Source organism: Peribacillus sp. 05N428 (assembly GCF_056397085.1).
Map to the genome: position 1 here is coordinate 13,257 of NZ_JBFTMS010000043.1, position 24,497 is coordinate 37,753.

Below are 24,497 nucleotides of genomic sequence, written 5' to 3' on the forward strand. Positions count from 1 at the left end.
CGGAGAATAAGAAGTGGCACCACTGCTATTGGCATTGGAAAAGGAGTGGATTTCTGAAGTCAACTGAATATTTCCCTAAATACCTGAAGGCGAACTCGCTTTTCCTCAAGTTATCCTACAGCCAAGCTTGATTCCTAAAGGATTGCGACACAACTGTTTAAGATTAAGATTTTTTAGAATGCATTAAAAAAAGAAAAGTGGAATATGATTAAAATGTCAATCTAAGGGAGGGAATGAGAATAAATGAAAAAAACAAAAATTATATATTGGATTTTCACAGGACTTTTGGTGGCACTAATGGTTTTGGGTTCTATTCCGGATATAATGTCTGTTCCCGATGCAGTCGCTTTATTTAATCATTTAGGTTATCCTACCTACCTCCTGCCCTTTATTGGGATTGCCAAATTATTAGGTGTCGTGGCAATACTTATTCCAGGCTTTCCGAGAATCAAGGAATGGGCTTATGCCGGTTTTGTATTTGATTTGACGGGGGCTATGTATTCAAGCATTTCAGTGGGCGACCCTGCCAGTGGATGGCTGATTTTCATTATCGGGTATATATTGATAGCCGGCTCTTATATTTACCATCATAAAATATTAAAATCCGCTTCATCGGGCACTTCGAGCAAGAAGAATAGTTTAACAATATAAATAAATTGGCCATGAAAAAACACCGTGAAAGGTGTTTTTTCTAATTGGTTTAAAAGTGGAGGAAGTGACATCATCTTCGCTTTTCTTTCTAATAAGAAATAAAATCAAAAGCGTCCCAATAGGTTTCCTTATTGGGACGCTTTTTTTAGTACATTTGATTAACTTACTGTTTTTGAAGTTAAATACGCGACAAGGATATAGCGTTCAGGTGCTGACCCAATATAATCGAAAGGGTAACAGGTACTGACGGTTAGCGTTGCCCGTGGCTTTGGTACGATTACGGTTCGATCATCCTCATCCACAATTCGAACTTTGTTGACTTTGTATGTGAACTCTCCTGCCGATGTTCTTACTATCAACAAATCTCCTTCGCCCACTTGCCCGAGTTTACGGAATACCGTATCTCTATGACCGGAAAGTACGGAATTGTCATTTTCGCCAGGTAACACACTTCCTGCAAAGTGACCAACGCCTTTTTCCAATTCATCCTCATTTGTGCCATGGAAAATAGGGAGTTTTGTTTTTAGTTTGGGTATATACAGCTCCCCGATTTCTTCACCCGTTTTAGGGCGGACAGGATATAGCTCTTTCTTTGTTGTGTTATTACTTGTTGTTTTATCAATTGTTGGTTTATCACTTGGTGGTTTCTGTACAGTTTCATTTACTTGGCTACTTGGAGCATGAGTCTTGTAAAGAAAGTAGCCTTTTGCAAACTTATACATATTGGATGTTGAAAACCAAACCCCAAATAGAATGATGGCAATTGTACAAGAAAGCAGCAGTAACCGCTTTTTCTTTAATTGTTTCATATTAAGCTTTCCTGATTTTTCGATACATCAAGCTTCCGAACAAGACTAGAAATAGTCCGAAAAGGGCACTAGGCAAATAATTGGAAGCGGTATTTGGCAGTTTAGCCCCTTTTACGGTTTGATGTTCTGAATTAGTATGGCCACTGATTTTTTGTTTTACTGGTTTAGCAACTGGTGCCTTTTCAATGGTCTTTTGTACCTCTTTCGCAGATTCCTTTATTTGTCCGCCTGCATTAGTAAGATTATCAGAATCGACCATATCACCTGTTATTAACAGATCAGCCAAGAACTTCCCGTCAGTATTATATATCGATATTTTCAGGTTAGCACCCTTCAATTCTTCCAATTTCATTAAATCCAAAAGGGATACAGGTGATTCCGAGCCACTTTTCACAAGGGAATAGGAAACATTAAGCTTAAAGATGGAAAGTAATTCTTCATAGATTGAGGCCATTTCAGCAATCTGTTCGGCTGTAAGCTCGGTTGCTACATCAAATTCCTCGAAAGCCATCATGCGGTTGCCCAATTCTTCAAGTTGCTTGACTGTTTCTGGGTTGGAAAGATGGTCTTCCAAAGACATCAAGTGGTCTTCAAGCCGCTGTAGTTCCTCTTCCGTTAGACCGAGTTCCTGCTCGAAAATAGGTAGAAGATCTTCGGCAACTTCGCCATCAATCCCTCCGCCAGTAAGGTTCCAAACAGTTTCTTCAAGATTATCTATGTATATATAATCGTTAATATTTTCACCATTTTCTTTTAACATTTGAATCAAGGCTTGTTTATCCAATCCATAATTCTCATTAAAATAATCTAAGTTGCTTAGATCTGCCTTTATGACGTCACCTAGGAATTCGCTAAGCTCTTCGACAGATTCAAATTCTTCCGTACTAAAATCATAGGGTTTCAATGACGCTTCGATATCTTCTTGTGTTACTTGGAAGCCTCTTTCCTTGCTAACCTTGGCTAAATAATTGACTAATTCTTTGTCAAAGTTCGGATCGCGTTCAAAATCGCCCTCTTCTGTCTCTTCTGTATAGAAATAAACAGTTTCATCGAGGTCCCAGATAAAGATATAATCGTCTAGTTCTTCGCCATTTTCGTGTAATAGATTAATTAGGCTCTCTTTAGTTAGATTATAATCTTCATAAATGGCATCTAAATTACTCAAATCAGCCTTAATAACTTCGCCCAAGGCTTCTTTTAGATCACCAATAGATTCAAAGTTCTCAATACTTTCATCGTAAAAAGAAAGAGATGTTTCAATATCATCCTTCGTCACTTCAAAACCCCTGACAAGGCTTACCTCTTTTAAATACTTTGTAAGTTCTTTCTCAAAATTCTTGCTTGGTGCCGCCGATGCTAATTGCGGGAATAAGCTAATCAACAACGTAAATGAAACTAAAATGGTCCACAGTTTTTTCATACTTTTCTCCTATTCATAACATTTCATATGTTTCTAGAAAATTATAAGGTAATAACAATAATTTAACAATGAAGTTATTTTTTCCAATAAGGAAAAATTGCTATATTACTTACTTTGCAAACAAACTTTTTAACAGTATTTACATTTGTTTACGTAAATCTATCCGTATTTCTTCCTATTTAATATATTGAATACAAAAAGAGGGATTAAAGCACTCCCGCTACTGTGACTCCAGATAAAAGAATTATTAATATTTTAGGGGAAACATAACTTAGCTCAAGCAAAATGAATATAAATTCACCACCGGGCTACATCAATTTCAAGTAAAGTAGTCAGTCTATAAGTATCAGACCTCATATCCTATAAAGTTTACGCTTAGACAAAGCGAAAAAAGACATACTCGACCCTGGAATGGGTCGAGTATGTCGGAAACAGCTATCCAGCTTAATGCTCCTTCTTCTACAACTAGACAAAAAACTACAGGTTTTTTATCATTATTAATCACCGGTATTAACTACTGCTACTAAACCGCTTGAGAGATTTAAAATGAGTGTTTATTTAATGAGGTCCCCGTATCATATCTAAGACTACTTAAATAAAAAAATGAATCAGGAAGTTAAGCAGTATTACCTGATCCATTATTATTATTTTATTTCCTTTATTGAATTCCTTTTACCTTATTAAATAAAGAATATAGATATTTCACGCAAAGATAAATTGTTTACCATCTTTCACTCCTTTGAAATTATCTAGGTGTACTCACCCGTACAAACCTCCTAGGGCCGATACGTCGTTTAAAACATAAAAGGAGAACGACAGCCCCCTTTGCAAGTTAATTATTTTGTTCGCTAATCCAATCATTTAACTTCATCTATAATGATTTCTGGTTAGTTAATCCATATCCAGCTTATGAATTATAAGAGTAGTCACCATTTTTAATCGGCTAAAAAACTACTTATTGTCCTTCAGGGATTTTGCAACAGATGATTTAAAAGTAATGAGTTCAGAGCAAGCGTTCAGCATTTTTTAAATTACCAAAGCCGAATTCATTGCTGAATCCGGCTTTGGCTAATCCTACTATTTTTCGAAAATTGCATTAGATAGAAGACGGAACAAGTAATCCGGGTGGTCGCGGAAACCTGCTTCTAACCCAATAAGAGTTACATCTTTATTCTGTTCTTTTACGATTACGGCTTGGCCCTTGGCGGTTATGTTATTTTGCCAGTGACCAGCTACGAAGAAATTATCTGAATCTGCAAGGGTCGCGACAATTTCATCATTACCAGTATCCGTGAACCATGTTGGACGATAGACAAATCCGATATCATTTTCTCCATAACCTGCTGTTAAACCAGTTCCCTCATAATCGACTTTTACGATACCATTACTGTTGGAACCTCCTACATTAATGATGTCGTCTGTAAGACCGAGTGTTTTAGTTGCTCTAGATGCACCAGCACCTACAGCTATATATTTGCCTCCTTCATTTAAGAAGCTTGTCACATTGTCTTTAAATGCATTAAGTTGCCCGGCGTTCTGTAATCCAAATTCTTTATTAGCTTCGGAAAGGTTAGTAGAAATGAGACTTTCCGTTCCACTATAGACAAAAATATCAAAACCGTTAAGGGGATTTTTAGCCACTTCGACTGGCGTAACTTCTGTCACATCAAAACCTAGTCTTTTCAAAGCAAGCTTTGTTCCTGCGTGTGATTTCTGTTTACCCATACCTCCATCCTTTAATATAGCCACTTTTAAAGACGTAATAGCCACTGCATCTGCTGGTACATCAGCAGTTCCAACCTGTAACCCAGATTCTTTCACCGCTGCTGATACCTGATTAGCTACTGTTTTTGCAAAGAAGTTACCTTGTGCATCACGTACAATAGGTATTCCTTGCTTAAGCAATCTATTTACTAAATTTACCGATTGGACAGAGCTGTTCGGAATCATAAACGGTCCTTTTCCTGAAACCTTGCCTTGACCTGTAATCTGGTTTACTTTCGTTGCATTGACTTTAATAGGATTTTGTGTGGCTACTGCCTCGAATCCCCAAAGCTCCGGTAAGCTCCATGCGGAAATGTCGTACATTGCTGGGGTATCGTTCGTGATATCTTCCCCATCCCAGAGCATCGTGTTTGCTAATCCGGCTTTCGCCTGGTCCATCTCAACGAGATAAGTTCCTTTTGGATATAACACTCCATCCGCTTCAAATGCATTCACAGCTTGAACAACTTCAATATCATTATTGATCAAATGATTTACAGCCTTATTCGTAACAGTCGGATCCTTAGGGTCTAGTGGAAGTATGTAGGCTTTTGGAAATAACCCTTCCTTATGAAAAGGATGGTCAAAGTTAATTCCTCTTTTAAAAACTTCAATTTGATCAGTAATCATGGATTGCTTGTTGGCTGTTGCAAATTTCAGTGCTCCCATAATCGAATTATACATCCATCGTACGCCGTCCCAATCATTTGTTGGAGCTTCTAATGTATGACCGTAAGCACCATGATACATCGCATACATTGGTGTGAAAATTGGTGGGTAATCATCCCAGCCAGCGGAGTCATCGCGCAGCGGAATATAGGTACCTTTCATGTTTTGATACAAGGATCCTGAATAGTTCTCATGATCCTTCATTATTTCCGCTTCCATCGCTTCTGCCTGTTTATAGGCCCATTTTCCGTATAAGTCATACTCGTAATTAGGATTATGCGGTGGCGTACAAGGCTCAATTAACCCCTGCAGATTTGGCTGATAATTCTTCACATAACCATGAGTATCAAGGAACACCATCGGGTTCCATTCTTTAATGAGCTCAACCATCTCTTTCGTTTCTGGCTGCGATTGGGTGATAAAGTCACGATTTATGTCAATTCCTTCGCCATTAAAGCGGGTGGCATCAATACGTCCATCAGGGTTTTGTACGACATTGAAAATAAGAATATTATTCTCTAAAACGTCTTTGGTTGTTTCATCATTTTGGGTAGCAAAACGTTCAATTAATTGAAGGATTGCATCGCTTCCGACAAATTCAGTCCCATGAATAGAACCATTAATCATGATTGGAACTTTAAAGTCAGGATTATTGGCAACCCATTCTTGAGCTTTGCCTGGATTCTTAAACATTTGCTTTCTAAGTGCCTTCACTTTTCCGAACTTTCCTTGTGTTGTTGGGTCGGCAATCGTGACAACATAGAGTGGGTTTCCATCAGCTGATGTTCCACGGACTTCAACTTTCACACGGTTTGAAAGTTTTTCAATCTCTTTTAATTTGGAACCAATTTGTGAAAATTTCACAAAGTCATAGTTTTCGCTATTAAACTTGCTTCCGTCCTGTTCCTCATATGTATTCACATTTGTCCATTGAGGTTTCTCAGCATGTCCAGAACTCCACGGTATTACTGTTAGTAAACTCACAGCCATCAGGCCGGATAATGCTTTTTTCTTTTTCATCCTAAAACCTCCAGTATGATTTTTTTGTATATATCCCACCAAGTCGTTCAATGTTTATTTTATTGGGATTCGCTCTCCTATTGCAGCACTAGTTTCGGAAGGTCAAATTTATGTAGTGTTACTTGCTGGGGGAGCTTATCAAATTTTATAAAGAATATTTTTATCGATGTGGTTTGTTCAACGTTATAAAATTAAACCGCTTTCAACAGGATTTGTTCAGCCCTTTAGCGAGTCATTTCGTGTTGTATTCAATTAAAATATGTATTAATTAATTAACACAATACCTAAACCCGCATTGGCTACTGTAGCTGATTAAATTCCTTTCTAGACTAATAAATTTCTCCTTTTCTGCACCCTACTAATATTTTAAATTTCCATACATGTTTAAGAGTATCGCCTCCTTATTAAGAAATAGTAACCCGCAAACTTAGATAACTGTTTTTAATATTATACACTTATTTTTGTGCGAATTAAGAATTTTCAGTTAATAATAATTGAATTTTTTATCCTTTTTTCATACTTCAGAAACATAATATTATTTACAAATAATTTCCATGCGCTAAATTGATAAAACGTGGTCATTGTTTTAAAGATGGTAATAAACGAACTTCTTATTTAGCAGTGCTCACCTTCTTAGATTTGAACGGCTAAGATTTAATCGTTCCGGTTGAAGAAGTCTTTAGTTTTATCATGCTCATAGCAAACGATAAAACGAGGCCGCCATTTAAAGAAGCGGTGTATTAGGTTGAAGCTCATATGCATAAACAAGAAGAATAGTCACTTCCGGTAACAATCGGAGGTGGCTATTTTTGTGTTCTCATTTAAATAGAAGAGGAGTTTTCCAAATGAATTACAAAATGATACTTATGTTATCCGCTGATACTCCGGAGCAGTCACGCTCGACCGATGTAGACAAAGTTATGCTAGCAACTTATGAACAATATTGTTTCCAAGGTTCTAAAGATTATATATTGTCACATAGATTACAGGAACGTAGTCGTGAAATAGATTCTTTCCCTTTCCCTCTACTGATAATAAAAAAAACGTATAACCCCATTGCTTTCACAAAAAAATTATACGTTTTCCAATTATAAACTTTAACAAATTTACTTTTTCTATTAGTTAAGACCTAGACCTAAACATTTATCTATAATTTTTAGTAATAAATATAAAACAACTGATTATAACTAAAGTTCAATCAACTTGATTTCTCATACTATAAAAAACACAATAAATGATAGTCAGTATGAAAAGAATATAAGAAGAAATCATCTTTAACAATTTTGGTATGAAGTCTAGAATATCTGTAAGGGAAAAAACTATTAAACACACCACTGGTAATAAGCATATTAACCATATATATTCTTTATTTCTAATTGTTTTAACCATAGTTATTATTATAAATACTGCACCAATCACTATATTAGACAATTAAACCACCTTATCGCTTTCTTTTTTTATAACTTTTAGCTCCTTTATAGTAAGCACGACCATAAGTATAAATATCGCCACCCCAGGCGGCAGGTCCTAGGATCCCTCTTCTTGCTACTTTGAAAGCTAATCTACTTGGCTTACTCTTCTTCAATACCCTACCTCTGGCTTTCTTTACAGACTTTTTATTCTTCCTGTAAGCGTTAGTCGCCTCATATGCGCCACCAGAAGCTCTTCCAACAAACCCACTATAACCATCACTCGTATATGATTTTTTTAATGCTTTCATTCCTTTTTTATGGGCGTACATGTGTCTTTTATTTCCAGTTAAAACTAATGTCATCCCATATGCCCTTTCCCCATCAGGATCAACCAACATAACTGGATTATTAACTGCGTAAGAATAACTATTTTGAGTAATTGGATTCTCTTTTTCTCCCAGTTGGGGATCTAATGTTAAAAACCTTCCAATTTCAGAATTATAATAACGCTGTTGTAAATAATAAAGCTTCGTTTCAGAATCATATCGATATCCTGCATAACGGAATGGTACCTGTGAGGTAAAATTACCGGATTCCTTTAGCTGGTTGCCCCATGCATCGTATTCAAAACATGCCACTACTGTTCCTGCAGCATCTGTTACTGAAGTAATATCTCCATGTGCATTTGCATGGAATGTATAGGTTTTTCCGGACTTCGTCATCGTTAGTGGACGGTTCCCGTTGTCGTAAACATATGATGCAAGAACTGCTCCACTTTGATCTGTTTCGAGTACAACATTGGCATTCTCATCATACGTATAATTAACAGTTGTAGATACTGTTGTTTTGCTAATGCGTAGTCCTTCTGAATTATACTGATATTTGGCAACCGTAGTCGTTCCTTCTTTGACCTCTACTAACCGGTCTTCCGCATCATACACTAATATCCGCTTTCCATCATTGGTTAAATTCCCATTTTTATCATGTGTAATGGTCGTCCGGTTAATAGAGGAAAGCTGATTCGCTGCATCATACGTATAAGAATTTGTATCCGGGTGCCACTTTGTATCGCTCAATTAAATAAGAGCAAACCCATTTACGATTTGCTCCAGAGAAATATTTTTATTAAAGGAATGCCTTTGATTTAGCTAAATTTATTATTCGCATTTTCCATTCAGGGGAGAATTAGATTATCGAATTTGAAACTGATTTTATACACCTAGGCCTTCTATTTTCATCATTTCATCAATATTAGACAGCGCTTCTTCTGCATCATCGCCTTGAACAATTATTTAATTGTTTCTCCCTGCGGGATTCCTAGCGAGATTACACCCAAAATTGATTTTAAGTCTACCTGTTTTCCTTTATACTCAAGGATCACATCTGAAGAAAATGGCTTAACCATATTAACTAATAAGGTCGCAGGTCTTGCATGAATTCCAGAATCGCTAATTATGAATATATTTTTTCAACCATTTTTATTCCTCCATCTTTAAAAAACTCTTTTATTTTATAAGTGAAGAAATTCGATAATTCTCTTACTTTGTCAGGACATTCTCTACAGTAAAATCGTATCCTTCAAGCCCTTAAATTCTGCACCAAGGGTTATATGCTCAAAGAGAAGAATAATATTAATGAGATTAAAAAGCCCCTAAGTTTTGGATTTTAAAATTCTTTGCTAGTTCCAGAAATGTACATTTTAATGTACCCCAGTCTTATATCTTCCAACAACATAGAATAATTCACTTTTGTAAAATCTGATACATCCACTTCATATAAAGTTCCTAATTCAAACGTGTCATATCCTCTCGTTGTACATCTTTTTATAAATTCCTCATAGTTCAATAAGTTATCTGCAATACTTCTATCAGCTAACTGATCCCCTTTTTTGTAGGAAGTTACGATATGACTCAAATGCCTTGTCGGATCCAAATCTCGCTTTTTTTGTCGTTCAAACAATACATCTAAATCTGCAATTAACCGAATAGTAACAACCTCATAACTATATCTTTCTACTAATTGCTGAATATGAGGCTTTTGTTTTTGACTAAAAGGATAATCAGACATAATATTGCTACCTACTTGCATTTGCTGTTCCATTATTTCAAAGTACTTCGCCCATGCTATCTTTTCTATCTTCTGCTTTTCTTCTAGATTACGATAACCATACATATCACAATAATATTCTTTCAAGTCATCCTGAGAAAGATTATAAAATGACCCTAATTTACTATTGAGGATATTACTTAAGTAGGTTTTTCCTGTTCCAGGTAAACCTGCTAATAAGATTAAGACTTGATCCATCTTACCACCTCATATCTAACGAATAAAGAAAGAGTACAAGGAATTCCTAGTACTCTCTTTATTAGCCACATCTTCACCAACCCTTATGAAAAAGACTAATGAACTTTTTATGTCATTATTTTACTTGGAGGGTTCGGTCTTCTTTATTCATGAAGATTCCAATTTTATGTTTGACAATTTCTTTTACTGCCTGATTACATGGAATAATATTATGTCGTAATGATTTCGTTACTTTTGTTTCTCCGAATGTTTCTTTCGCTGTTTTCGTCCATGTTACTAACAACTCAGTACCTACATTAAATTTACGAATCCCGTTATTAATTAATTCATGTACATCCATTTCATTAACACCTGTACCCCCATGAATAACTAAAGGTACATCTACTACAGCGTTGATTTCTTTTAATAGTGGTAGATTTACTTCTGTTTTAGATTTATATTGACCATGATTAGTACCAATGGCAATGGCCAAAGCATCTACCCCTGTTGCTTTAACAAACTCTTCTGCATCTTTTGGGTCAGTATAAACCTTATCATTCTCATCTACATGAATCCCTTCTTCAGTACCGCCAATAGTCCCTAGTTCGCCCTCTACTGAAACACCATATTTGTGTGCATATTCTACTACTGCTCTTGTTTTCATAATGTTCTCTTTGAATGGTAAATGAGAACCATCAAACATCACTGATGTATATCCTTTATGGATTGCCTCTTTAATATCATCAAAATCCCTTGCATGGTCTAAATGCAATACCACATCTACCATTTCATTTGTGGCCATCGTTTTACATACAGCAACAATATTTTCATGACCAATGTATTTCGCAGTATCTATACTTGTTTGAATAATAATTGGTGCTCCTTGCTCTTTTGCTGCACGGATCATATCAGGTAACATCTCTAAATTATGTGCATTAAATGAACCAACTGTATAATTCAATTCTTCAGCCCTACGTGTTACTTCTTTTAATGTTGTATACATGATCAATTACTCTCCCTTTATACTAATCTTTTATTTTCTTCCTTATCGAACACCACGAGTAACCTCTTTAGAAACTTGCATCATTTGATCCATTTTCTTTAGATATATCTGTAATAATTCTTCATTATTCACTTTTGCTGCTTCTGCACGCTTCTTGTTATAAAGTTTTAATAAAGTTTTGTAACCATTACCTAATGACTTTTTGGCCTGAATACTTTTTTCTAAAGAATCAATAGCATGATCTTCTTCACCAAGTTCATTAAATGCTAAGCCAATCTCCTCATAAATTTTTGCTTGTTTTTCTCCAGCTACTTGATTTACTTCTTCTTTTTTAAAGGAAATGGTACGTAATAACTCTTCTTTTCGTTCAACTGTTAACAATACCTCTTCGGTTGTTTCTTTTTTCGGTTCTTTAGGTTTTTTCTTTCCAAATCCAAACATTACTTGTGCCTCCTTTTCTCTACCTACATCCTAGAAAGCTTTTAAAAGTGGACCAATGAGCCATGCATATAGCAAAGCAGCTGTTACTGTATCAACATCTGTTGCTGTTGCATTGACAAACCCCATAGAATTGAATGTTGTTACTAATAGTGCTGGTAATAATGTAATGAAGAAACCATGTACAACACCACCAATAATTGCTCCACGAATACCACCTGTTAAGTTACCAAATATACCGGCGGTACCCCCCGCGAAGAAAGCTGTAAGCATACCTGGTAAGATCATCGCCAACCCAAAGACAGGTAATACAAACATTGCAATAATCGAACCTATAGTAGTTGTGATAAACCCTACAATGACTGCATTAGGGCTAAATGGAAATAGGACTGGACAATCTAATGCAGGAATTGCATTTGGGACCAACCGCATGGCAATCCCTCTAAATGCCGGAACAATTTCACCTAGTAATAAGCGAACTCCTGCTAATAATACATACACTCCAACTACGAATTGGATAGATTGTAAGAACGCAAACATTAAATAATTGGTATCTCCTGATAATGTAGAAGCGAACTTTTCACCTGCAAACGCTGCTGTAATAATATAAAGAGGAGTCATTACCACCATCAAAGATAGATAGGTATCTTGTAAGAATTCAAATTGAGCTGGTAATTTCAAATCTTCAACAGATTTTTTCTTTTCGCCTTTTCCCCCAACTAGTTTCGCTACACCTGCTTCAAACACATACCCAACCGTACAAAAGTGTCCTAAAGCAATATCATCCATACCAGTAATCTTACGAACAAATGGTTGTGCAATCGCGGGCATAGCTACCGCAAATACGGCCCCAATGAAACCGCCTACTAAAATCAATGCAACACCACGTAAACCTGCAAAGTAACCAAATACTGTTGTCATAGTAGCCATCCAAAGAATTGCCTGACCAGTTAAAAAGATGTATTTCCATTTAGTGAACCGTGCAATGATAATATTAAAAACAAAGATAGCTAAGAAAGTTAGTGCGATATCACGACCCAATCCTAACTCATTCATTGCTTGGCCATTAATAGCTTCAATCGAAGGAATAATCCCTTGCATATGGAAACCTTCTGTAAAAATATGACCGAAATAGACTAAACTACCAACAATAATGCTAGAACCTGCGGACAATACCATAAACCCTAACATCGTCTTTAAAGAACCAGAAATAACTTGCCCTGTTGATTTCTTTTGCAAAATTAACCCCAACATAGCAATCAACGCGATTGTAACAGATGCCTGTGTCAAAATATTTTCGATAATAAAGTTAACTACACTCATTTTTTCCCACCCCATCTCTAGCTATCTCTATTTATTTTTAAGCTAAAACGCCTTTTTCCCTTAATACCGGGGTAATTTTTTCTTCAATCTCTGCCTTAGATACAATATTTCTCAAATAAACAATTGTCGTTTGTTTAGGATCAACTGAAAATTTCTCGAATTGGGATTTGAAATTCTGTGCCGTAATAATAATATCGGGTTTTACTGAAACAGCAGACGAGATATCACTATGATCTAGCTTGGCGTTGACACCTAACTTGCTTAATACATCCTCTGCCGACATTTGACAAGCAAAACTGCTTCCTAAACCTGCTCCACATACAAATAAGATATTTACTTTTTTCATTTTGCCCTCTCCTCATTTTTCAATTTTGGGGTTATATACTTATCAATTGCTTTTAAAACTGTTACTTCCTCACTTCACTACCATATAAAACTTGATTAAACATGTTTACATCTTGTGCTGTAATTAACAGGTCTAATTTCTCTTCATCATTAATTAACTCAATCAGATTTTTCATCACATTTAGATGCGAATAAGAATCCACTGCGGCTAGACAAAAAACAATTTTCACCGGATCATTATCCGGATTTCCAAAATTAATTGGTTCCTTTAACGTCATGACACTAATGCCTAATTTGTTTACTCCATCTTCCGGCCTTGCGTGTGCTAACGCTAAATGCTTCCCTACTACTATATAAGGCCCATACTCTTCAACAGATTTAATCATGGCGTTTATATATCGTTCTTCAATGACCTCTTCTGTTAACAATACCTGGGCAGATTTCGTAATTGCCTCTTTCCAATCTTTACATTCTTGCTTTAGTAGGATGTTGGAATCCCTCAAAATATCCTGCAACATCGGCTGTATCTCCCTTGTATTAATTTTTAAATGATGTTCTTTAAAAGTATCTTCTACTTTGTGATAGCTTTCCTTTGTTACCTTACCGCCGCTTTCTACAATTAACATCAAAATATCCTGCATTAGCTGTGTAGCATCTAACTTATTGGAAACGATCCTTCTCTTATTCTTATTTTTGAGTAAAAAAACTTTAATTTCCTTCTTGTCACTTTCTCTTAATATTGGATTAAGCAATAATACAGGTTTTCTTGGATAATCAATTGAAATGGTCGTAAAAACTAAATCAACATCCAGCTTGTCAATAAAGGCTAATTCATACGAACTCAATATTGCAACAATCTCGATATTGAAATGCTCTTTCAAATTCGCAGCCAACAGCTTTCCAGTTGAAACCCCATGATTACAAAGCACAACTGCCTGATAAACATATTGTTCTTTCTGCTTAATCTGGCTGGCAGACGTTGAAAAATAAACGGTCAAAAACCCGATCTCATCTTCTGATAATTTTTTTTTGATGTAGTCCTCTATTTGCTTACTAAAGCAAGTGACTGCCTGATAAATCTCGGCATAGGACTCCTTAATAGTGTCTTTCAACGGATTAAATACCTGTAAATCGTTCTTCACCCTGCTTAATAACCCTGTGATATGCCTATACAAACCTTCATACAAATCTTCTTCTCTCTGAGAAAAGGGGATTCTGGTTACTTTTTCTACATGCTCAATTAATTGAATAGTTAATAATTGTGCGGTAACCCAATCGAATGAATTATTCATATCTTTTGGATTAAACGATTCGATTGTAAAAGTAGTATATTTAATTTCATTTAATGATGGATATAAACCAAACTCCATACAGATGGAATCGACAAAATTTCTGACAGGATCTTCTTTTATTTCGGCTCTAACTTTGGCTAATTCCCTAAGGGTATTTCCTTCTTGCAATCGCCTTACCCATATACCTAAAAAAAGAATGCTTTGATTCCGGTATACATGATTAATCTCCACTCTGGACTTTTCAAAGACTTCGTCATAATGTTCTCCAATGACCCTTAATGCATTTGTATCCAAATAATCAAGAACAAATTGATCTGTAAAAGTATTTACTGTATCTATATCTCGGTACTCCATTAGTTTAGCAATATCTGTCATACTGTTAATCACATCGTATAACATAGTGCGTATTGAGCGTTCATCGCCTTTTAATACAATACCTTGCTTCGTTAAACTCACTACAGAAATCCCATATTCCTTTAAAAACTGACGAAGTCTTCTCATATCCTCATCCAATGTACTTTTCGATACCTGCAGTTTTTCTTCCATTTTAAAGAGCATTGTCGTTCTTGTGGTATCGGCAATATCTAAAAGTAAGGCAAGAAAACGTTCATTGGGCCGATAATAATCTGTTTCTCTGTCATCACCAATTTTGGACAGGAGCTTTTCGCGATCCACATCAGTTAGGTCTAACTTCAACCCTTTTCCTCTTGTCGTCGTAATTGATGGATAATTATTTTCTGCCAGATATTTATTAATCAGGACCAATTCGTTTCGAAAAGTACGCTCGCTAATATTGAACTCTTTACTTAAATCCTCACAAGTCAAAAAGGTATTTACTGTCAAAAACCTGGTAAGTACTCGTTGAGTCCGTTCTTTCATGATAGTAACTCCTTTCATAGTTTCATTATAATTCGCAATATTTAAATAGTTTAGTACATCTTATTGCAACTTCAATTTGCAAAAATGTAAGCGTTAACACTTTTTATTCAAACTATAAATCAAATATCCATCGAAAAAAGATGTATCTCTTATAGGGGTACAGACACATACCTGTCACTTTAGGCGATAATTTGCCCTTATTTTAAGTGTTATTTTGCACATCGAACTTTAAAAACCCAGCTACCTTTTCAAGAGAAGATTAGCTGGGTTTCTTAATTATTTACATTCAATTATTTTTAGAACTATTCTAATCAGTTTAGTAAATAAAGCGATTGCGGGAACAGTATTTTTTTAAAAAAAACATATTGATTTCAAACCCTATATTACGTTTGATTCAAAGAAAAAGCGAAAGACCACTCATAAATTCTTCACATTTTTAATTAAGGGAAACGTGGAAACTGTTTAAAGTCTGGGGTGCGTTTTTCTTTGAATGCATCCCGTCCCTCTTTAGCTTCATCAGTTGTATAAAAGAGAAGTGTAGAATCACCAGCGAGTTGCTGTAAACCAGCAAGCCCATCTGTATCAGCGTTAAAAGCTGCTTTTAAGAACCGAAGAGCAGTAGGACTTTTTTCTAATAGTTCCTCACACCATTTAATCGTTTCAGCTTCTAACTGTTCTAATGGAACGACTGTATTAACAAGTCCCATACTTAAAGCATCTTGTGCATTGTATTGACGGCATAGGTACCATATTTCTCGTGCCTTTTTATGCCCCACGATTCTAGCTAAATAATTTGCACCGTATCCTCCATCGAAACTACCTACTTTAGGACCGGTCTGACCAAAAAAGGCATTATCTGCTGCAATCGTCAAATCGCAAATCACCTGAAGTACGTGACCACCACCAATTGCATACCCAGAAACCATCGCAATAACCGGTTTAGGAATAAATCGTATCAAACGCTGTAAATCCAATACATTTAAACGAGGGATTTGATCATCTCCTATATAGCCACCATGCCCTCGTATTTTTTGATCACCACCTGAGCAAAATGCCTTATCACCCTCTCCTGTTAAGATAATAACACCAATATTTGCATCATCACGTGCAATAGAAAATGCATCAATTAATTCCATTACAGTTTTTGGTGTAAAGGCATTATGTACATGTGGACGATTAATGGAAATTTTTGCAATCCCTTTATAAGTTTGATAAATAACATCTTGATATTTTCGTTCAGACACCCAATTGACAGACATATTTAGCCCTCCTAATATCTTTGTGATAAAAAACACATATCACCTTAAAAACTAGCTGCTAATTAGCAGCTAAAAACAAAAACATTAATTTATAAAATAGCTTTATCACTATTGGAAGCTTCCGTCTTTTCATCCACAAAATTCACTTTCATAACAATCTTTTGTATAAACCTTGGGAAAAAGTATGCTCCAAAGTAAGCAATAATAAATGCCATCCCCCAATTTTTTAACCATGCCTGTAGAAAAATATTATTGTAACCAACGTTTATTGAAACCAAAATAAATGAAATAAGCATACTTATACTAAAAGCCATTAAGAAAGCAAAAATAGCTTGTTTATATTTTATATTAATTTTCATAACTTCCCCCTTTAATTTTAAAGTCTATACTCTCAAAACTTTTTTAAAGTTCAGTAACCTCTACTGCCTCGTATTGAAAAATGGTCTTTTTCAAAATTGGGTTTTCACTGATTCCTTGTTTCTTTTGTTTGTTCATTTCCTTATGCTCGTCAACATGTTCTTCTCTTGATAACCATGTAATAAATTCTTTTTTAGTTGTCCACTTTGTTACAATTACATATTCTACACGGTCATTACTTTCCTTCTTCCAGCATTCTAATGCTAACAATCCTTGAACATCTTTCGTTTGGTCTATAGTGTTTTTTATCTTTACTATGATTTTGTCCTCATTGAACTTGTCACCTTCGAAGTGTGCTTGGTTGATAAACATAAATTTTATCCCTCCTATATATTACTTAACAAGTATCTTATTTACTAAGATATTATTTATAAGTAAAACTAACATAGGATTATGTTATTAGTCAATGAGAATTTTTATCAATTATAAAGTATTGCGGTGTGTATTTATTTTATTTTCTTATTAAGCTTACGAAATACACTTAACATTTGATCGATTTCTGTTTCTTCCAAATCATGAAGAAGTTTAACAAATGCCGTTGCTCGGTTTTCGATAATTTGATCCACAATCTCCTTCCCATCAGTCGTTAACGATAGCTGAACCACTCTTCTGTCTTCTTCTAATCTAAGACGATTAATTAAATTATGTCTCAGTAATGTGTCAGTAAGAACCGTTCCTCCACCTGAAGTAATTCCTAAGTATTTGGTAATATCTGATGCTGTACATGTCTTTACTCTATAAAGATATGTGAGAATCAGTATGTGTCCATCACTAAGATTGTACTTTGTCTTCGGGAAAAAATTATGTTGAGTTTTAGTTTTACTAAATATATTTTCAAACAAATCTTGAAATTCCTTTAGCTTAATATATCGTTGATCCAACTCCACATTCTCCTCCATTTATTCTAATTTGAACAGATCTAGCCAATTCATTGTAGCATAAGATTATATACTTTTTAACTCATTGGCTATCTGTTACTTTCAGTTCATAAATAAGGTTCCATAAAACAGACATTTATACTGTTAAAAATAACTTTATCAGAAAAATTGTAACTCGGAAGGGTTGATGTTTATGCAGAATGAACTTCCTCCATTAACAGCTTATTCTGAAGAACAACGACAAACAGCGATGACGAAGTATCACGTCATTGCGCCGTACCTTCGCTCTGAGAAAACATTGGCTGTCATTACAGTAGACACCGGAATCGCAAAAAGAACGCTACAATACTTGATTCGGGACTATGAACAATTTGGGTTAAAAGGGTTAATTCGAAAAACAAGAAGTGATGCTGGCAAAATACATTTAGATCCGGAGATTGTCGTGGCGATTGAACAACTTATTTTGAAGTACAGAAGAAATTCGCTGACGTCTATTCATCGAATGATCTGTGCGCAATGTCAGAAACAAGGCTGGCAACTGCCGAGTTATTATCAAGTGTATAAGGTATCGCAGTCTCTTTCGCAAAGCTTGAAGACGTTAGCGCATGGTGGCCAAAAAGCATATGAAAAAAATCAGTATGATTTAATCCATCGAAGAGAAGCGAGCTACCCTAATGAAATTTGGCAAGCAGACCATACATTACTCGATATCCTTGTGCTGAATGAAAAGGGACAACCCGAACGACCTTGGTTGACGATTATTTTAGATGATTACAGCCGAGCAATCGCTGGCTATTATTTAACCTTCCAAGCGCCTTCTGCCATCCAAACAGCACTCGCTTTGCATCAAGCCATTTGGCATAAACGAAATCTAGATTGGACGATTTGCGGAACCCCTGAACAGTTTTATACCGATCATGGCAGTGATTTTACATCGAATCATTTAGAGCAAGTGGCCATTGATTTAAAAATAAATCTCGTATTTTCAGCTGTAGGTGTTCCAAGAGGACGAGGGAAAATCGAACGCTTCTTTTCAAGCATCAACCAATTATTTTTACAAGACTTACCCGGTTATGTAGGAAACCGTCCCAATGATCCTCTTTTAACATTAAAAAAGCTTGATGAAAAATTAGCCCATTTTATTATGTACCATTATCATCATCGCATTCATGGAACAACGAAAAAAGCGCCGATTCGTGCTTGGAATGATGCAGGGTTTTTACCGAATATGCCGGAGAGTTTAGAAAGCCTTGATTTGTTACTGCTTCATGTTGCCAAACCGAGAAAAGTACATTCGGACGGTATTCATTTCCAAGGACTACGATATATTGATACCACTCTTGCAGCGTACGTTGGGGAAACCGTCGTGATTCGTTACGACCCACGAGACCTTGCTGAAATACGTGTTTTTTACGAAAATCGCTATTTATGTACCGCCATTTCTCCTGAAATCGCCGGTTATACAGTGGATTTAAAAGAGATTGTGTCTGCTAGAAATAAACGAAAACGCGCGTTAAAAAACCAAATCATGTCAGAGAAAACAGTCTTTGAAGACATTGTTCAGTCCAAACAAAGCCAATTAGAAGAAGATTCAGAGAAACCTGAGCCAACCAAGTCAAAGTTGAAGAGGTATTTCAATGAATAACACACAAACATTTATTGAAACGAAGGAATATAAGCGATTTGCAGAGTTTTGCGATGCCTGTATCCAGTATCAATATATGGGCATTTGTTATGGTCTACCAGGTGTTGGGAAAACGTTGTCGGCTAGACAGTATGCCTAGTGGGATTATCTCGAGAAGCAAATCAACTATGAAAAAGCTGAATTGATGGGCGCTCATGCTGACGAAAAAATCTTAGATTATCATACGCTTTTTTATACTGCCCCACCTGTTAGTGCAACGAAATTGACCAGTGCCATTCATGTGATGGGGATGCGATTCAATATGGTGAAAGACGTCTATCGGGTGCGTATTGGTGAGAAGGAAATGAACACTTCTAACGCTTTTGAAGGGATTCACTTAATTATAGTGGATGAAATTGATCGTTTGAAACTGCAACACATGGAGCAACTTCGTGATATCTATGATAAACATGACTTAGCCATGATATTCATCGGGATGCCAGGGATTGAAAAACGGTTAGCACGTTACCCCCATCTATACTCCCGCATTGGTTTTGCACACGAATTTCAGAAGCTCAGTAAAGATGAGATGCACCATATTTTAGAATATAAATGGGATGAATTAGGTATCTCCATTAAACGAGAGGACTTTACCGATTACGAGGCGCTCACAAGCATCATGAAAGTCACAAACGGTAATTTTAGACTCATTCATCGGCTATTTACTCAAATTGAACGTATTCTCGAAATCAATCACCTTACATCCATTACTACCGAGGTAGTAGAAGCTGTACGAAATAGCTTAGTAATTGGACGTAAATAATGAAGAAACCCAGCTGATCTTCTAATTTGAAGGTAGCTGGGTTTTAAAATTGGATGTGCAAATTATCGGGCAAAGTGACAAGAATTTTATTGCTATTTTGATTTATCTCAAAAACCATCGTTTTTGAGTTAGATGGTATAAGAAAATGGCAGCCTTCAGATTTAATGAAAGTTGCCATTTTATTTTGAGAGACGAATCTTCAAGGAAGCCTCCAATTATATAACTTTTATAATACCTTTTTTAAAATCTCTAGGTTTTCTTTGATGAATTCTTGATGCTTTTCTGCCCCTCGTATCTCACTCCAACCAACAGAACAAAATGCATCATAAAAAGTATAGAACGGCAGGATTTTTTGCAGATTAATCATAGGACGAATCGAATTATAGCCTTGTATGTATGGTTCTTTTGTATTTAGATGTTTACACCAAATATCACGATTAATTTTTGTGAAATCATTTTCTGTTGAGCCTAAACGTGCACTTTCGAAATCAATAATTCCTTTCACGTTATTATCCTTTACTAAAATATTTCCGGGTCTAAAATCCATATGTATTAAAAAAGGACCATCTGGAGCTGGTAAAGAATAAAAATGTTTTTCGAAATAGTGGATACTCTTATCAAATAAACCTTTTGATAAAATCGCCTTTGCATACTCTGAAAAGTACTCAAATTTTTGTTGAATGAATGCTCTCCATTCTTCTGGCTGATATCTTTCAATAGTTTTACTTTTTTTAAAGAACGTTGCAGGTATGGAATGCAGCTTTGCGTGACTTACGCCTATCTCATAGGCTAATGCTTTATCGATTATCTTTGTAGATATTTCTCCATCTATTGCCTCTAATAACAATGCTCCAGGTATCACATCATTTCCTTCCCAAAAATCTAGTACTCTGGGCGTATTTAACTTATCTTGGAGTATTAGAAGAAATTCGTATTCTCGCATTAACTTAGTCTTTGAATAGGGGATTTTAACAAACACTTGTTGTTGATTGTTTAAAATTAATTTATAGACAGTTGAGCTATACGACTCTGGAACACTGTTAATTGATAAAACATTCAGTCGAAACTGCTGAATAACTTGTTGTAAAATTTCCACCAGATTTTATCCCTCCCTAATTGTCGTTCCTTCATTTTTTGCCCAAGTCTTAAATATTCGATAACGGAATCTCCTTACACTAATTTTATCTTAAACAGCGAAAGCCGACACTAAATAAGTGCTTTAGTATCGGCTCATATTCTTAAACAATTTTATTGTCAGTATACCTAGGCTATTTTCGAGTGGAGATATCTTTTTTATCAGACTTAAAATGTAAAATAGCGCTTAAAACAGGTGCAAAATAACGCCTAAAGTGACAACACATACCCATCAAGCTAACACCAATGAGTACTTAAAGTAGAGCCATTTTTACAAAACAATCGTTCATACCACTAAAGAAAGATCTGCCAAATAAGCCTTCGGTAGGTCATTTTGCTTTTGAAGGGATTCACTTAATTATAGTGGATGAAATCGATCGACTGATACTGCAACACTTAGAGCAACTTCGTGACATCTATGATCAACATGACTTAGCTATGATATTCATCGGGATGCCAGGGATTGAAAAAAATATCCCCAGCATTACTCCCGCATTGGTTTTGCTCATGAATTTCAGAAACTCATTAAAGACGAGATGCACCATATTTTAGAATATAAATGGGGTGAATTAGGTATCTCCATTAAACGAGAGGGCTTTTCCGATTACGAGGCGCTCACAACCATCATGAAAGTCATAAACGGTAACTTTACCGTCTATTTCTCAAATTGAACATATCCTCGAAATCAATCACCTTACATCCATTACCACCGAAGTAGTATAGGCTGCACGGAATAGCTTAGTGATTGGACATAATTAATGAAGAACCCCAGCTAAACTTCATATGAAGGTAGCTGGGGTTAAAAGTTGGATGTGCAAATTATCACTTAAAACACGCGCACAAAAGTTTACATATTCCTCTTTTTGTTCTTGTTTATGTCTAAAAGATAGTCTGTAATTAAAAGTATAGAAGATATAACTTTAGGCAAAAAAAGGGTATGAGCAAATGAAAGTTGGATATGCAAGGGTATCGACAGTTGGACAGTCGCTTGAAAGCCAAATTGAACAATTAATAGAATATATATGGAAAAAGAAAGTGGAAAGAAAACAGATCGCCAGGATTTAGACAATGCAAGAAAAGCATTAAGAAAAGGTGATAAATTAGTCGTTACTAAAATTGACCGCTTGGCCCGTTCTGTTAGGGACCTTCATAATATTGCTATTGAATTGGAAGCTGAAGGAGAAGGCAATAAAAAACGTCCTTTTCAAATCGAACAGTGATGTGTTCAAAAAAGGACGAGTTTTGGAACAAATAATAACTTATTTATAATATCGTGCTTAATCGATAAAAATCATAAACGCCAATCCATAGATATGGGTTGGCGTTTTGGCGTACTTCTTAAAGTTACAAATATGATTAGTTCATTTTATAAACAACATATTAAGAAATGTTTTTCAATTCCTCTGTTAATCGTAGGAATTCTTCTTTGTTTTGATCCTGTAATGACTGGTCAATCTCTTTTCGGATTTGCTCTTTTCGGAAATTAAGAAGGGCTTTGTTTAACACCATTTCAGCAAATTCAGAATCCTTAACGTTTATTTCAGGTTGTGGTGGTGTATTAGCCAAATTCTTTTCCATAGGAAACCAACTCCTTGACCTTTTTTCTATTATACCACCAATTTTCGGAATATTCAAATATTTATCAAAGTAGTTCCAATAATATATCTATTAGACAGATTGTTTTCTTCCATTTTTCTATTTTTGTTTATGTAAAAGCTTATTTTTCATAAACAATGGGGACTAATTCCATCCCCACCTTTTGGGCTGCAATATAGCGTCTGTAACCGTCCCTAAGGATCTTTGTATCCCTATTTATCATAATGGGTTCATCTAAGCAGCCTGTCCGTTTAGCATGATTTAAAACTTGTTGTGTTTTTTCGACACTCGGATTGGAATTTAAAAACTCTTCCGTTACAACAATCTGATTTAGTAAAATAAACTCTTCTGTTTCATCTGGTTTCATTTTTATTTTCACCCCTATCTGAAGTCTAATTATATTCTTTATTCACCTATTATAAGACCGATTTAATCAGCTATTCTCACTTTTTTCATCCTAAGGCCACCATTTGGCAACCCTCTTATGGCGCTAACGCATCCTATAGTGTAATTCATTTGTTCACATGTTAGTTCAAATAGAGGATAAATTAAAAAAGAGCAGATAATTTTTAGGTATCTGCCCTTCCTTTTTAACAGTTGGAATGACTATTGATTGCCTAGACTAAAACATTATCATTACGACCAAACGTTCAACATTATATCCCGCTAATACTTATCCATCAAATATATATAAATACTTGCTTTAATAAAATTATTTTGTTCATTAAATTAATAAAGTTTTTAAATTGATTTTCAAGGTATATCCCTCTTTCATAGTCGAGCTAAATAAAGGGGACTGATCCTATTTCTCGAAATAAAAAACCGGGCGGCATCAGCCGTCCGGCCCATTCTGTATTCCATTATTGTTTGCGATGTTCAAAGGTTTTACATGCCGTTTCCTCAACATTGTCAGCGTCATTGTTATCAAGGCCCACGACATAAATGGAGTCGGCAACACATTGATTCCCCTCGGCCCAGTACGTACAATTCTCTACGTTACACAAAACTTCGAGTTTCATAAAATGTCTCCTCCTCTTTATCGTTTAGTAACATATCCCCGTTTTTGTATATGGATAAACTCACATAAGCTTTTTCCTTCTTCTATGGAACTACCCAAATGTCTGTAAAACCAAGCTCACACTCGCCTTCTTTGCTGACCATAAGAGAGCAGATAGATTGGAATTCACCATGCCTTCAGCTGTTTCTGGAGGCAATTATCAAAAGTCTGACGAAGCAGCCATACCTACTTAATCTAAACCAGCTAATAGGATGTCAATATCTTTCTCTAAAATTTTCAATTCCCTTATGGTATACTATTTTTGTTCATGACAAATAACCCTCCAAAACCCTTTTGGAAGGATTTTTCTCTGTTTCACAAAATCGTTAATCAGGCTAAATCTAGGAATGCTTCTTTTCTCTTTAATAAAGCGTAAATCCAATGAAGCAACTTATTCATAC

The 24,497-nt window shown here is 35.6% G+C and carries 24 protein-coding genes and 3 pseudogenes; 8 read left to right on the plus strand and 19 right to left on the minus strand.

Annotation, left to right across the window (positions count from 1 at the left end; translation table 11 throughout):
* Positions 1-243: 243 nt before the first annotated feature.
* A complete protein-coding gene (locus AC1DIV_RS25005) occupies positions 244-651 on the plus strand; it encodes a DoxX family protein (protein WP_340875865.1) in 408 nt (135 codons plus the stop codon).
* Positions 652-809: 158 nt separating this feature from the next.
* Here AC1DIV_RS25005 and AC1DIV_RS25010 read toward each other — a convergent pair whose 3' ends face one another.
* The 3 genes from AC1DIV_RS25010 to AC1DIV_RS25020 form a co-directional block, all read right to left on the minus strand.
* Positions 810-1,460 (minus strand): class D sortase, encoded by a 651-nt coding sequence (locus AC1DIV_RS25010; protein ID WP_340875864.1) that lies wholly within the window; start codon positions 1,458-1,460, stop codon positions 810-812.
* Between the two features lies 1 nt (position 1,461).
* Positions 1,462-2,880 (minus strand): processed acidic surface protein, encoded by a 1,419-nt coding sequence (locus tag AC1DIV_RS25015; protein WP_340875863.1) that lies wholly within the window; start codon positions 2,878-2,880, stop codon positions 1,462-1,464.
* 1,077 nt (positions 2,881-3,957) lie between these two features.
* Positions 3,958-6,333 carry a M14 family zinc carboxypeptidase gene (locus AC1DIV_RS25020; protein WP_477577645.1) on the minus strand — a complete coding sequence of 792 codons (2,376 nt, stop codon included), beginning with the start codon at positions 6,331-6,333 and terminating at the stop codon, positions 3,958-3,960.
* A 564-nt stretch (positions 6,334-6,897) separates the two neighbouring features.
* Between AC1DIV_RS25020 and AC1DIV_RS25025 the strand changes: the two genes are divergently transcribed.
* Together AC1DIV_RS25025 and AC1DIV_RS25030 are read left to right on the plus strand one after the other, a co-directional pair.
* Complete coding sequence (locus tag AC1DIV_RS25025) at positions 6,898-6,984, plus strand: Fic family protein (protein ID WP_477577651.1); 87 nt, start codon at positions 6,898-6,900, stop codon at positions 6,982-6,984.
* Between the two features lie 194 nt (positions 6,985-7,178).
* Entirely contained in the window at positions 7,179-7,427 is a 249-nt protein-coding gene (locus AC1DIV_RS25030; protein WP_477577647.1) for a hypothetical protein, read from the plus strand.
* 347 nt (positions 7,428-7,774) lie between these two features.
* Here AC1DIV_RS25030 and AC1DIV_RS25035 read toward each other — a convergent pair whose 3' ends face one another.
* The 12 genes and pseudogenes from AC1DIV_RS25035 to AC1DIV_RS25090 form a co-directional block, all read right to left on the minus strand.
* Positions 7,775-8,821 (minus strand): RHS repeat domain-containing protein, encoded by a 1,047-nt coding sequence (locus AC1DIV_RS25035; protein WP_340875860.1) that lies wholly within the window; start codon positions 8,819-8,821, stop codon positions 7,775-7,777.
* A 135-nt stretch (positions 8,822-8,956) separates the two neighbouring features.
* Positions 8,957-9,207 (minus strand): annotated as a pseudogene (locus tag AC1DIV_RS25040) (HPr family phosphocarrier protein).
* 203 nt (positions 9,208-9,410) lie between these two features.
* A complete protein-coding gene (locus AC1DIV_RS25045; RefSeq protein ID WP_340875859.1) occupies positions 9,411-10,049 on the minus strand; it encodes a P-loop nucleotide/nucleoside kinase family protein in 639 nt (212 codons plus the stop codon).
* Between the two features lie 115 nt (positions 10,050-10,164).
* Complete coding sequence (locus AC1DIV_RS25050; protein WP_057276237.1) at positions 10,165-11,031, minus strand: class II fructose-bisphosphate aldolase; 867 nt, start codon at positions 11,029-11,031, stop codon at positions 10,165-10,167.
* Between the two features lie 42 nt (positions 11,032-11,073).
* On the minus strand, positions 11,074-11,472 hold the full coding sequence (locus AC1DIV_RS25055) for a hypothetical protein (protein WP_057276238.1): 399 nt from the start codon (positions 11,470-11,472) through the stop codon (positions 11,074-11,076).
* Between the two features lie 30 nt (positions 11,473-11,502).
* Positions 11,503-12,792, minus strand: a complete 1,290-nt coding sequence (locus tag AC1DIV_RS25060; protein WP_057276239.1) for a PTS sugar transporter subunit IIC — start codon at positions 12,790-12,792, stop codon at positions 11,503-11,505.
* 37 nt (positions 12,793-12,829) lie between these two features.
* Complete coding sequence (locus tag AC1DIV_RS25065; RefSeq protein WP_057276240.1) at positions 12,830-13,138, minus strand: PTS sugar transporter subunit IIB; 309 nt, start codon at positions 13,136-13,138, stop codon at positions 12,830-12,832.
* A gap of 61 nt (positions 13,139-13,199) precedes the next feature.
* Positions 13,200-15,308, minus strand: coding sequence for a BglG family transcription antiterminator (locus tag AC1DIV_RS25070; protein ID WP_323599287.1), 2,109 nt, complete (start codon positions 15,306-15,308; stop codon positions 13,200-13,202).
* 440 nt (positions 15,309-15,748) lie between these two features.
* Positions 15,749-16,567, minus strand: coding sequence for a 1,4-dihydroxy-2-naphthoyl-CoA synthase (gene menB / locus AC1DIV_RS25075; protein WP_340875858.1), 819 nt, complete (start codon positions 16,565-16,567; stop codon positions 15,749-15,751).
* An 89-nt stretch (positions 16,568-16,656) separates the two neighbouring features.
* Positions 16,657-16,926: a DUF2798 domain-containing protein gene (locus AC1DIV_RS25080; protein ID WP_340875856.1), complete on the minus strand. Its 270-nt coding sequence runs from the start codon at positions 16,924-16,926 to the stop codon at positions 16,657-16,659.
* A gap of 43 nt (positions 16,927-16,969) precedes the next feature.
* Positions 16,970-17,296: an antibiotic biosynthesis monooxygenase gene (locus AC1DIV_RS25085; protein WP_340875855.1), complete on the minus strand. Its 327-nt coding sequence runs from the start codon at positions 17,294-17,296 to the stop codon at positions 16,970-16,972.
* A 134-nt stretch (positions 17,297-17,430) separates the two neighbouring features.
* Positions 17,431-17,871, minus strand: coding sequence for a MarR family winged helix-turn-helix transcriptional regulator (locus tag AC1DIV_RS25090; protein WP_340875854.1), 441 nt, complete (start codon positions 17,869-17,871; stop codon positions 17,431-17,433).
* A gap of 184 nt (positions 17,872-18,055) precedes the next feature.
* Between AC1DIV_RS25090 and AC1DIV_RS25095 the strand changes: the two genes are divergently transcribed.
* From AC1DIV_RS25095 to AC1DIV_RS25105, 3 genes are read left to right on the plus strand one after another with little or no spacing between them, the layout of a single operon-like run.
* On the plus strand, positions 18,056-19,507 hold the full coding sequence (locus tag AC1DIV_RS25095; RefSeq protein ID WP_340875853.1) for a Mu transposase C-terminal domain-containing protein: 1,452 nt from the start codon (positions 18,056-18,058) through the stop codon (positions 19,505-19,507).
* Positions 19,500-19,646, plus strand: coding sequence for a hypothetical protein (locus AC1DIV_RS25100; RefSeq protein ID WP_340875851.1), 147 nt, complete (start codon positions 19,500-19,502; stop codon positions 19,644-19,646). Before AC1DIV_RS25095 ends, AC1DIV_RS25100 begins: the two co-directional genes overlap by 8 nt.
* Positions 19,647-19,667: 21 nt before the next feature.
* Positions 19,668-20,309, plus strand: a complete 642-nt coding sequence (locus AC1DIV_RS25105) for an AAA family ATPase (protein WP_340878491.1) — start codon at positions 19,668-19,670, stop codon at positions 20,307-20,309.
* Between the two features lie 226 nt (positions 20,310-20,535).
* Here AC1DIV_RS25105 and AC1DIV_RS25110 read toward each other — a convergent pair whose 3' ends face one another.
* Positions 20,536-21,405, minus strand: a complete 870-nt coding sequence (locus AC1DIV_RS25110; protein ID WP_340875850.1) for a phosphotransferase family protein — start codon at positions 21,403-21,405, stop codon at positions 20,536-20,538.
* 377 nt (positions 21,406-21,782) lie between these two features.
* Between AC1DIV_RS25110 and AC1DIV_RS25115 the strand changes: the two are divergent.
* Together AC1DIV_RS25115 and AC1DIV_RS25120 are read left to right on the plus strand one after the other, a co-directional pair.
* A pseudogene (locus AC1DIV_RS25115) lies at positions 21,783-22,166 on the plus strand (AAA family ATPase); the annotation flags it as partial.
* A gap of 222 nt (positions 22,167-22,388) precedes the next feature.
* Positions 22,389-22,663 (plus strand): annotated as a pseudogene (locus AC1DIV_RS25120) (recombinase family protein).
* 160 nt (positions 22,664-22,823) lie between these two features.
* Here the strand turns inward: AC1DIV_RS25120 and AC1DIV_RS25125 are convergent.
* From AC1DIV_RS25125 to AC1DIV_RS25135, 3 genes are all read right to left on the minus strand, one after another.
* Positions 22,824-23,021, minus strand: a complete 198-nt coding sequence (locus AC1DIV_RS25125; protein ID WP_048687036.1) for an IDEAL domain-containing protein — start codon at positions 23,019-23,021, stop codon at positions 22,824-22,826.
* Between the two features lie 139 nt (positions 23,022-23,160).
* Positions 23,161-23,406: a ParB N-terminal domain-containing protein gene (locus tag AC1DIV_RS25130; RefSeq protein ID WP_323599289.1), complete on the minus strand. Its 246-nt coding sequence runs from the start codon at positions 23,404-23,406 to the stop codon at positions 23,161-23,163.
* Positions 23,407-23,899: 493 nt separating this feature from the next.
* The gene (locus AC1DIV_RS25135; protein ID WP_065421195.1) at positions 23,900-24,058 is read right to left on the minus strand and encodes a DUF1540 domain-containing protein; all 159 of its coding nucleotides are present in this window, start codon (positions 24,056-24,058) and stop codon (positions 23,900-23,902) included.
* Positions 24,059-24,497 lie beyond the last annotated feature (439 nt).

Coding starts and splice junctions, on each gene's coding strand:
- menB (WP_340875858.1), bottom strand. CDS start 16,567: ATGTCTGTCAATTGGGTGTCTGAACGAAAATATCAAGATGTTATTTAT.
- AC1DIV_RS25030 (WP_477577647.1), top strand. CDS start 7,179: ATGAATTACAAAATGATACTTATGTTATCCGCTGATACTCCGGAGCAG.
- AC1DIV_RS25015 (WP_340875863.1), bottom strand. CDS start 2,880: ATGAAAAAACTGTGGACCATTTTAGTTTCATTTACGTTGTTGATTAGC.
- AC1DIV_RS25070 (WP_323599287.1), bottom strand. CDS start 15,308: ATGAAAGAACGGACTCAACGAGTACTTACCAGGTTTTTGACAGTAAAT.
- AC1DIV_RS25020 (WP_477577645.1), bottom strand. CDS start 6,333: ATGAAAAAGAAAAAAGCATTATCCGGCCTGATGGCTGTGAGTTTACTA.
- AC1DIV_RS25055 (WP_057276238.1), bottom strand. CDS start 11,472: ATGTTTGGATTTGGAAAGAAAAAACCTAAAGAACCGAAAAAAGAAACA.
- AC1DIV_RS25010 (WP_340875864.1), bottom strand. CDS start 1,460: ATGAAACAATTAAAGAAAAAGCGGTTACTGCTGCTTTCTTGTACAATT.
- AC1DIV_RS25045 (WP_340875859.1), bottom strand. CDS start 10,049: ATGGATCAAGTCTTAATCTTATTAGCAGGTTTACCTGGAACAGGAAAA.
- AC1DIV_RS25005 (WP_340875865.1), top strand. CDS start 244: ATGAAAAAAACAAAAATTATATATTGGATTTTCACAGGACTTTTGGTG.
- AC1DIV_RS25065 (WP_057276240.1), bottom strand. CDS start 13,138: ATGAAAAAAGTAAATATCTTATTTGTATGTGGAGCAGGTTTAGGAAGC.
- AC1DIV_RS25125 (WP_048687036.1), bottom strand. CDS start 23,021: ATGGAAAAGAATTTGGCTAATACACCACCACAACCTGAAATAAACGTT.
- AC1DIV_RS25080 (WP_340875856.1), bottom strand. CDS start 16,926: ATGAAAATTAATATAAAATATAAACAAGCTATTTTTGCTTTCTTAATG.
- AC1DIV_RS25085 (WP_340875855.1), bottom strand. CDS start 17,296: ATGTTTATCAACCAAGCACACTTCGAAGGTGACAAGTTCAATGAGGAC.
- AC1DIV_RS25100 (WP_340875851.1), top strand. CDS start 19,500: ATGAATAACACACAAACATTTATTGAAACGAAGGAATATAAGCGATTT.
- AC1DIV_RS25050 (WP_057276237.1), bottom strand. CDS start 11,031: ATGTATACAACATTAAAAGAAGTAACACGTAGGGCTGAAGAATTGAAT.
- AC1DIV_RS25060 (WP_057276239.1), bottom strand. CDS start 12,792: ATGAGTGTAGTTAACTTTATTATCGAAAATATTTTGACACAGGCATCT.
- AC1DIV_RS25095 (WP_340875853.1), top strand. CDS start 18,056: ATGCAGAATGAACTTCCTCCATTAACAGCTTATTCTGAAGAACAACGA.
- AC1DIV_RS25130 (WP_323599289.1), bottom strand. CDS start 23,406: ATGAAACCAGATGAAACAGAAGAGTTTATTTTACTAAATCAGATTGTT.
- AC1DIV_RS25135 (WP_065421195.1), bottom strand. CDS start 24,058: ATGAAACTCGAAGTTTTGTGTAACGTAGAGAATTGTACGTACTGGGCC.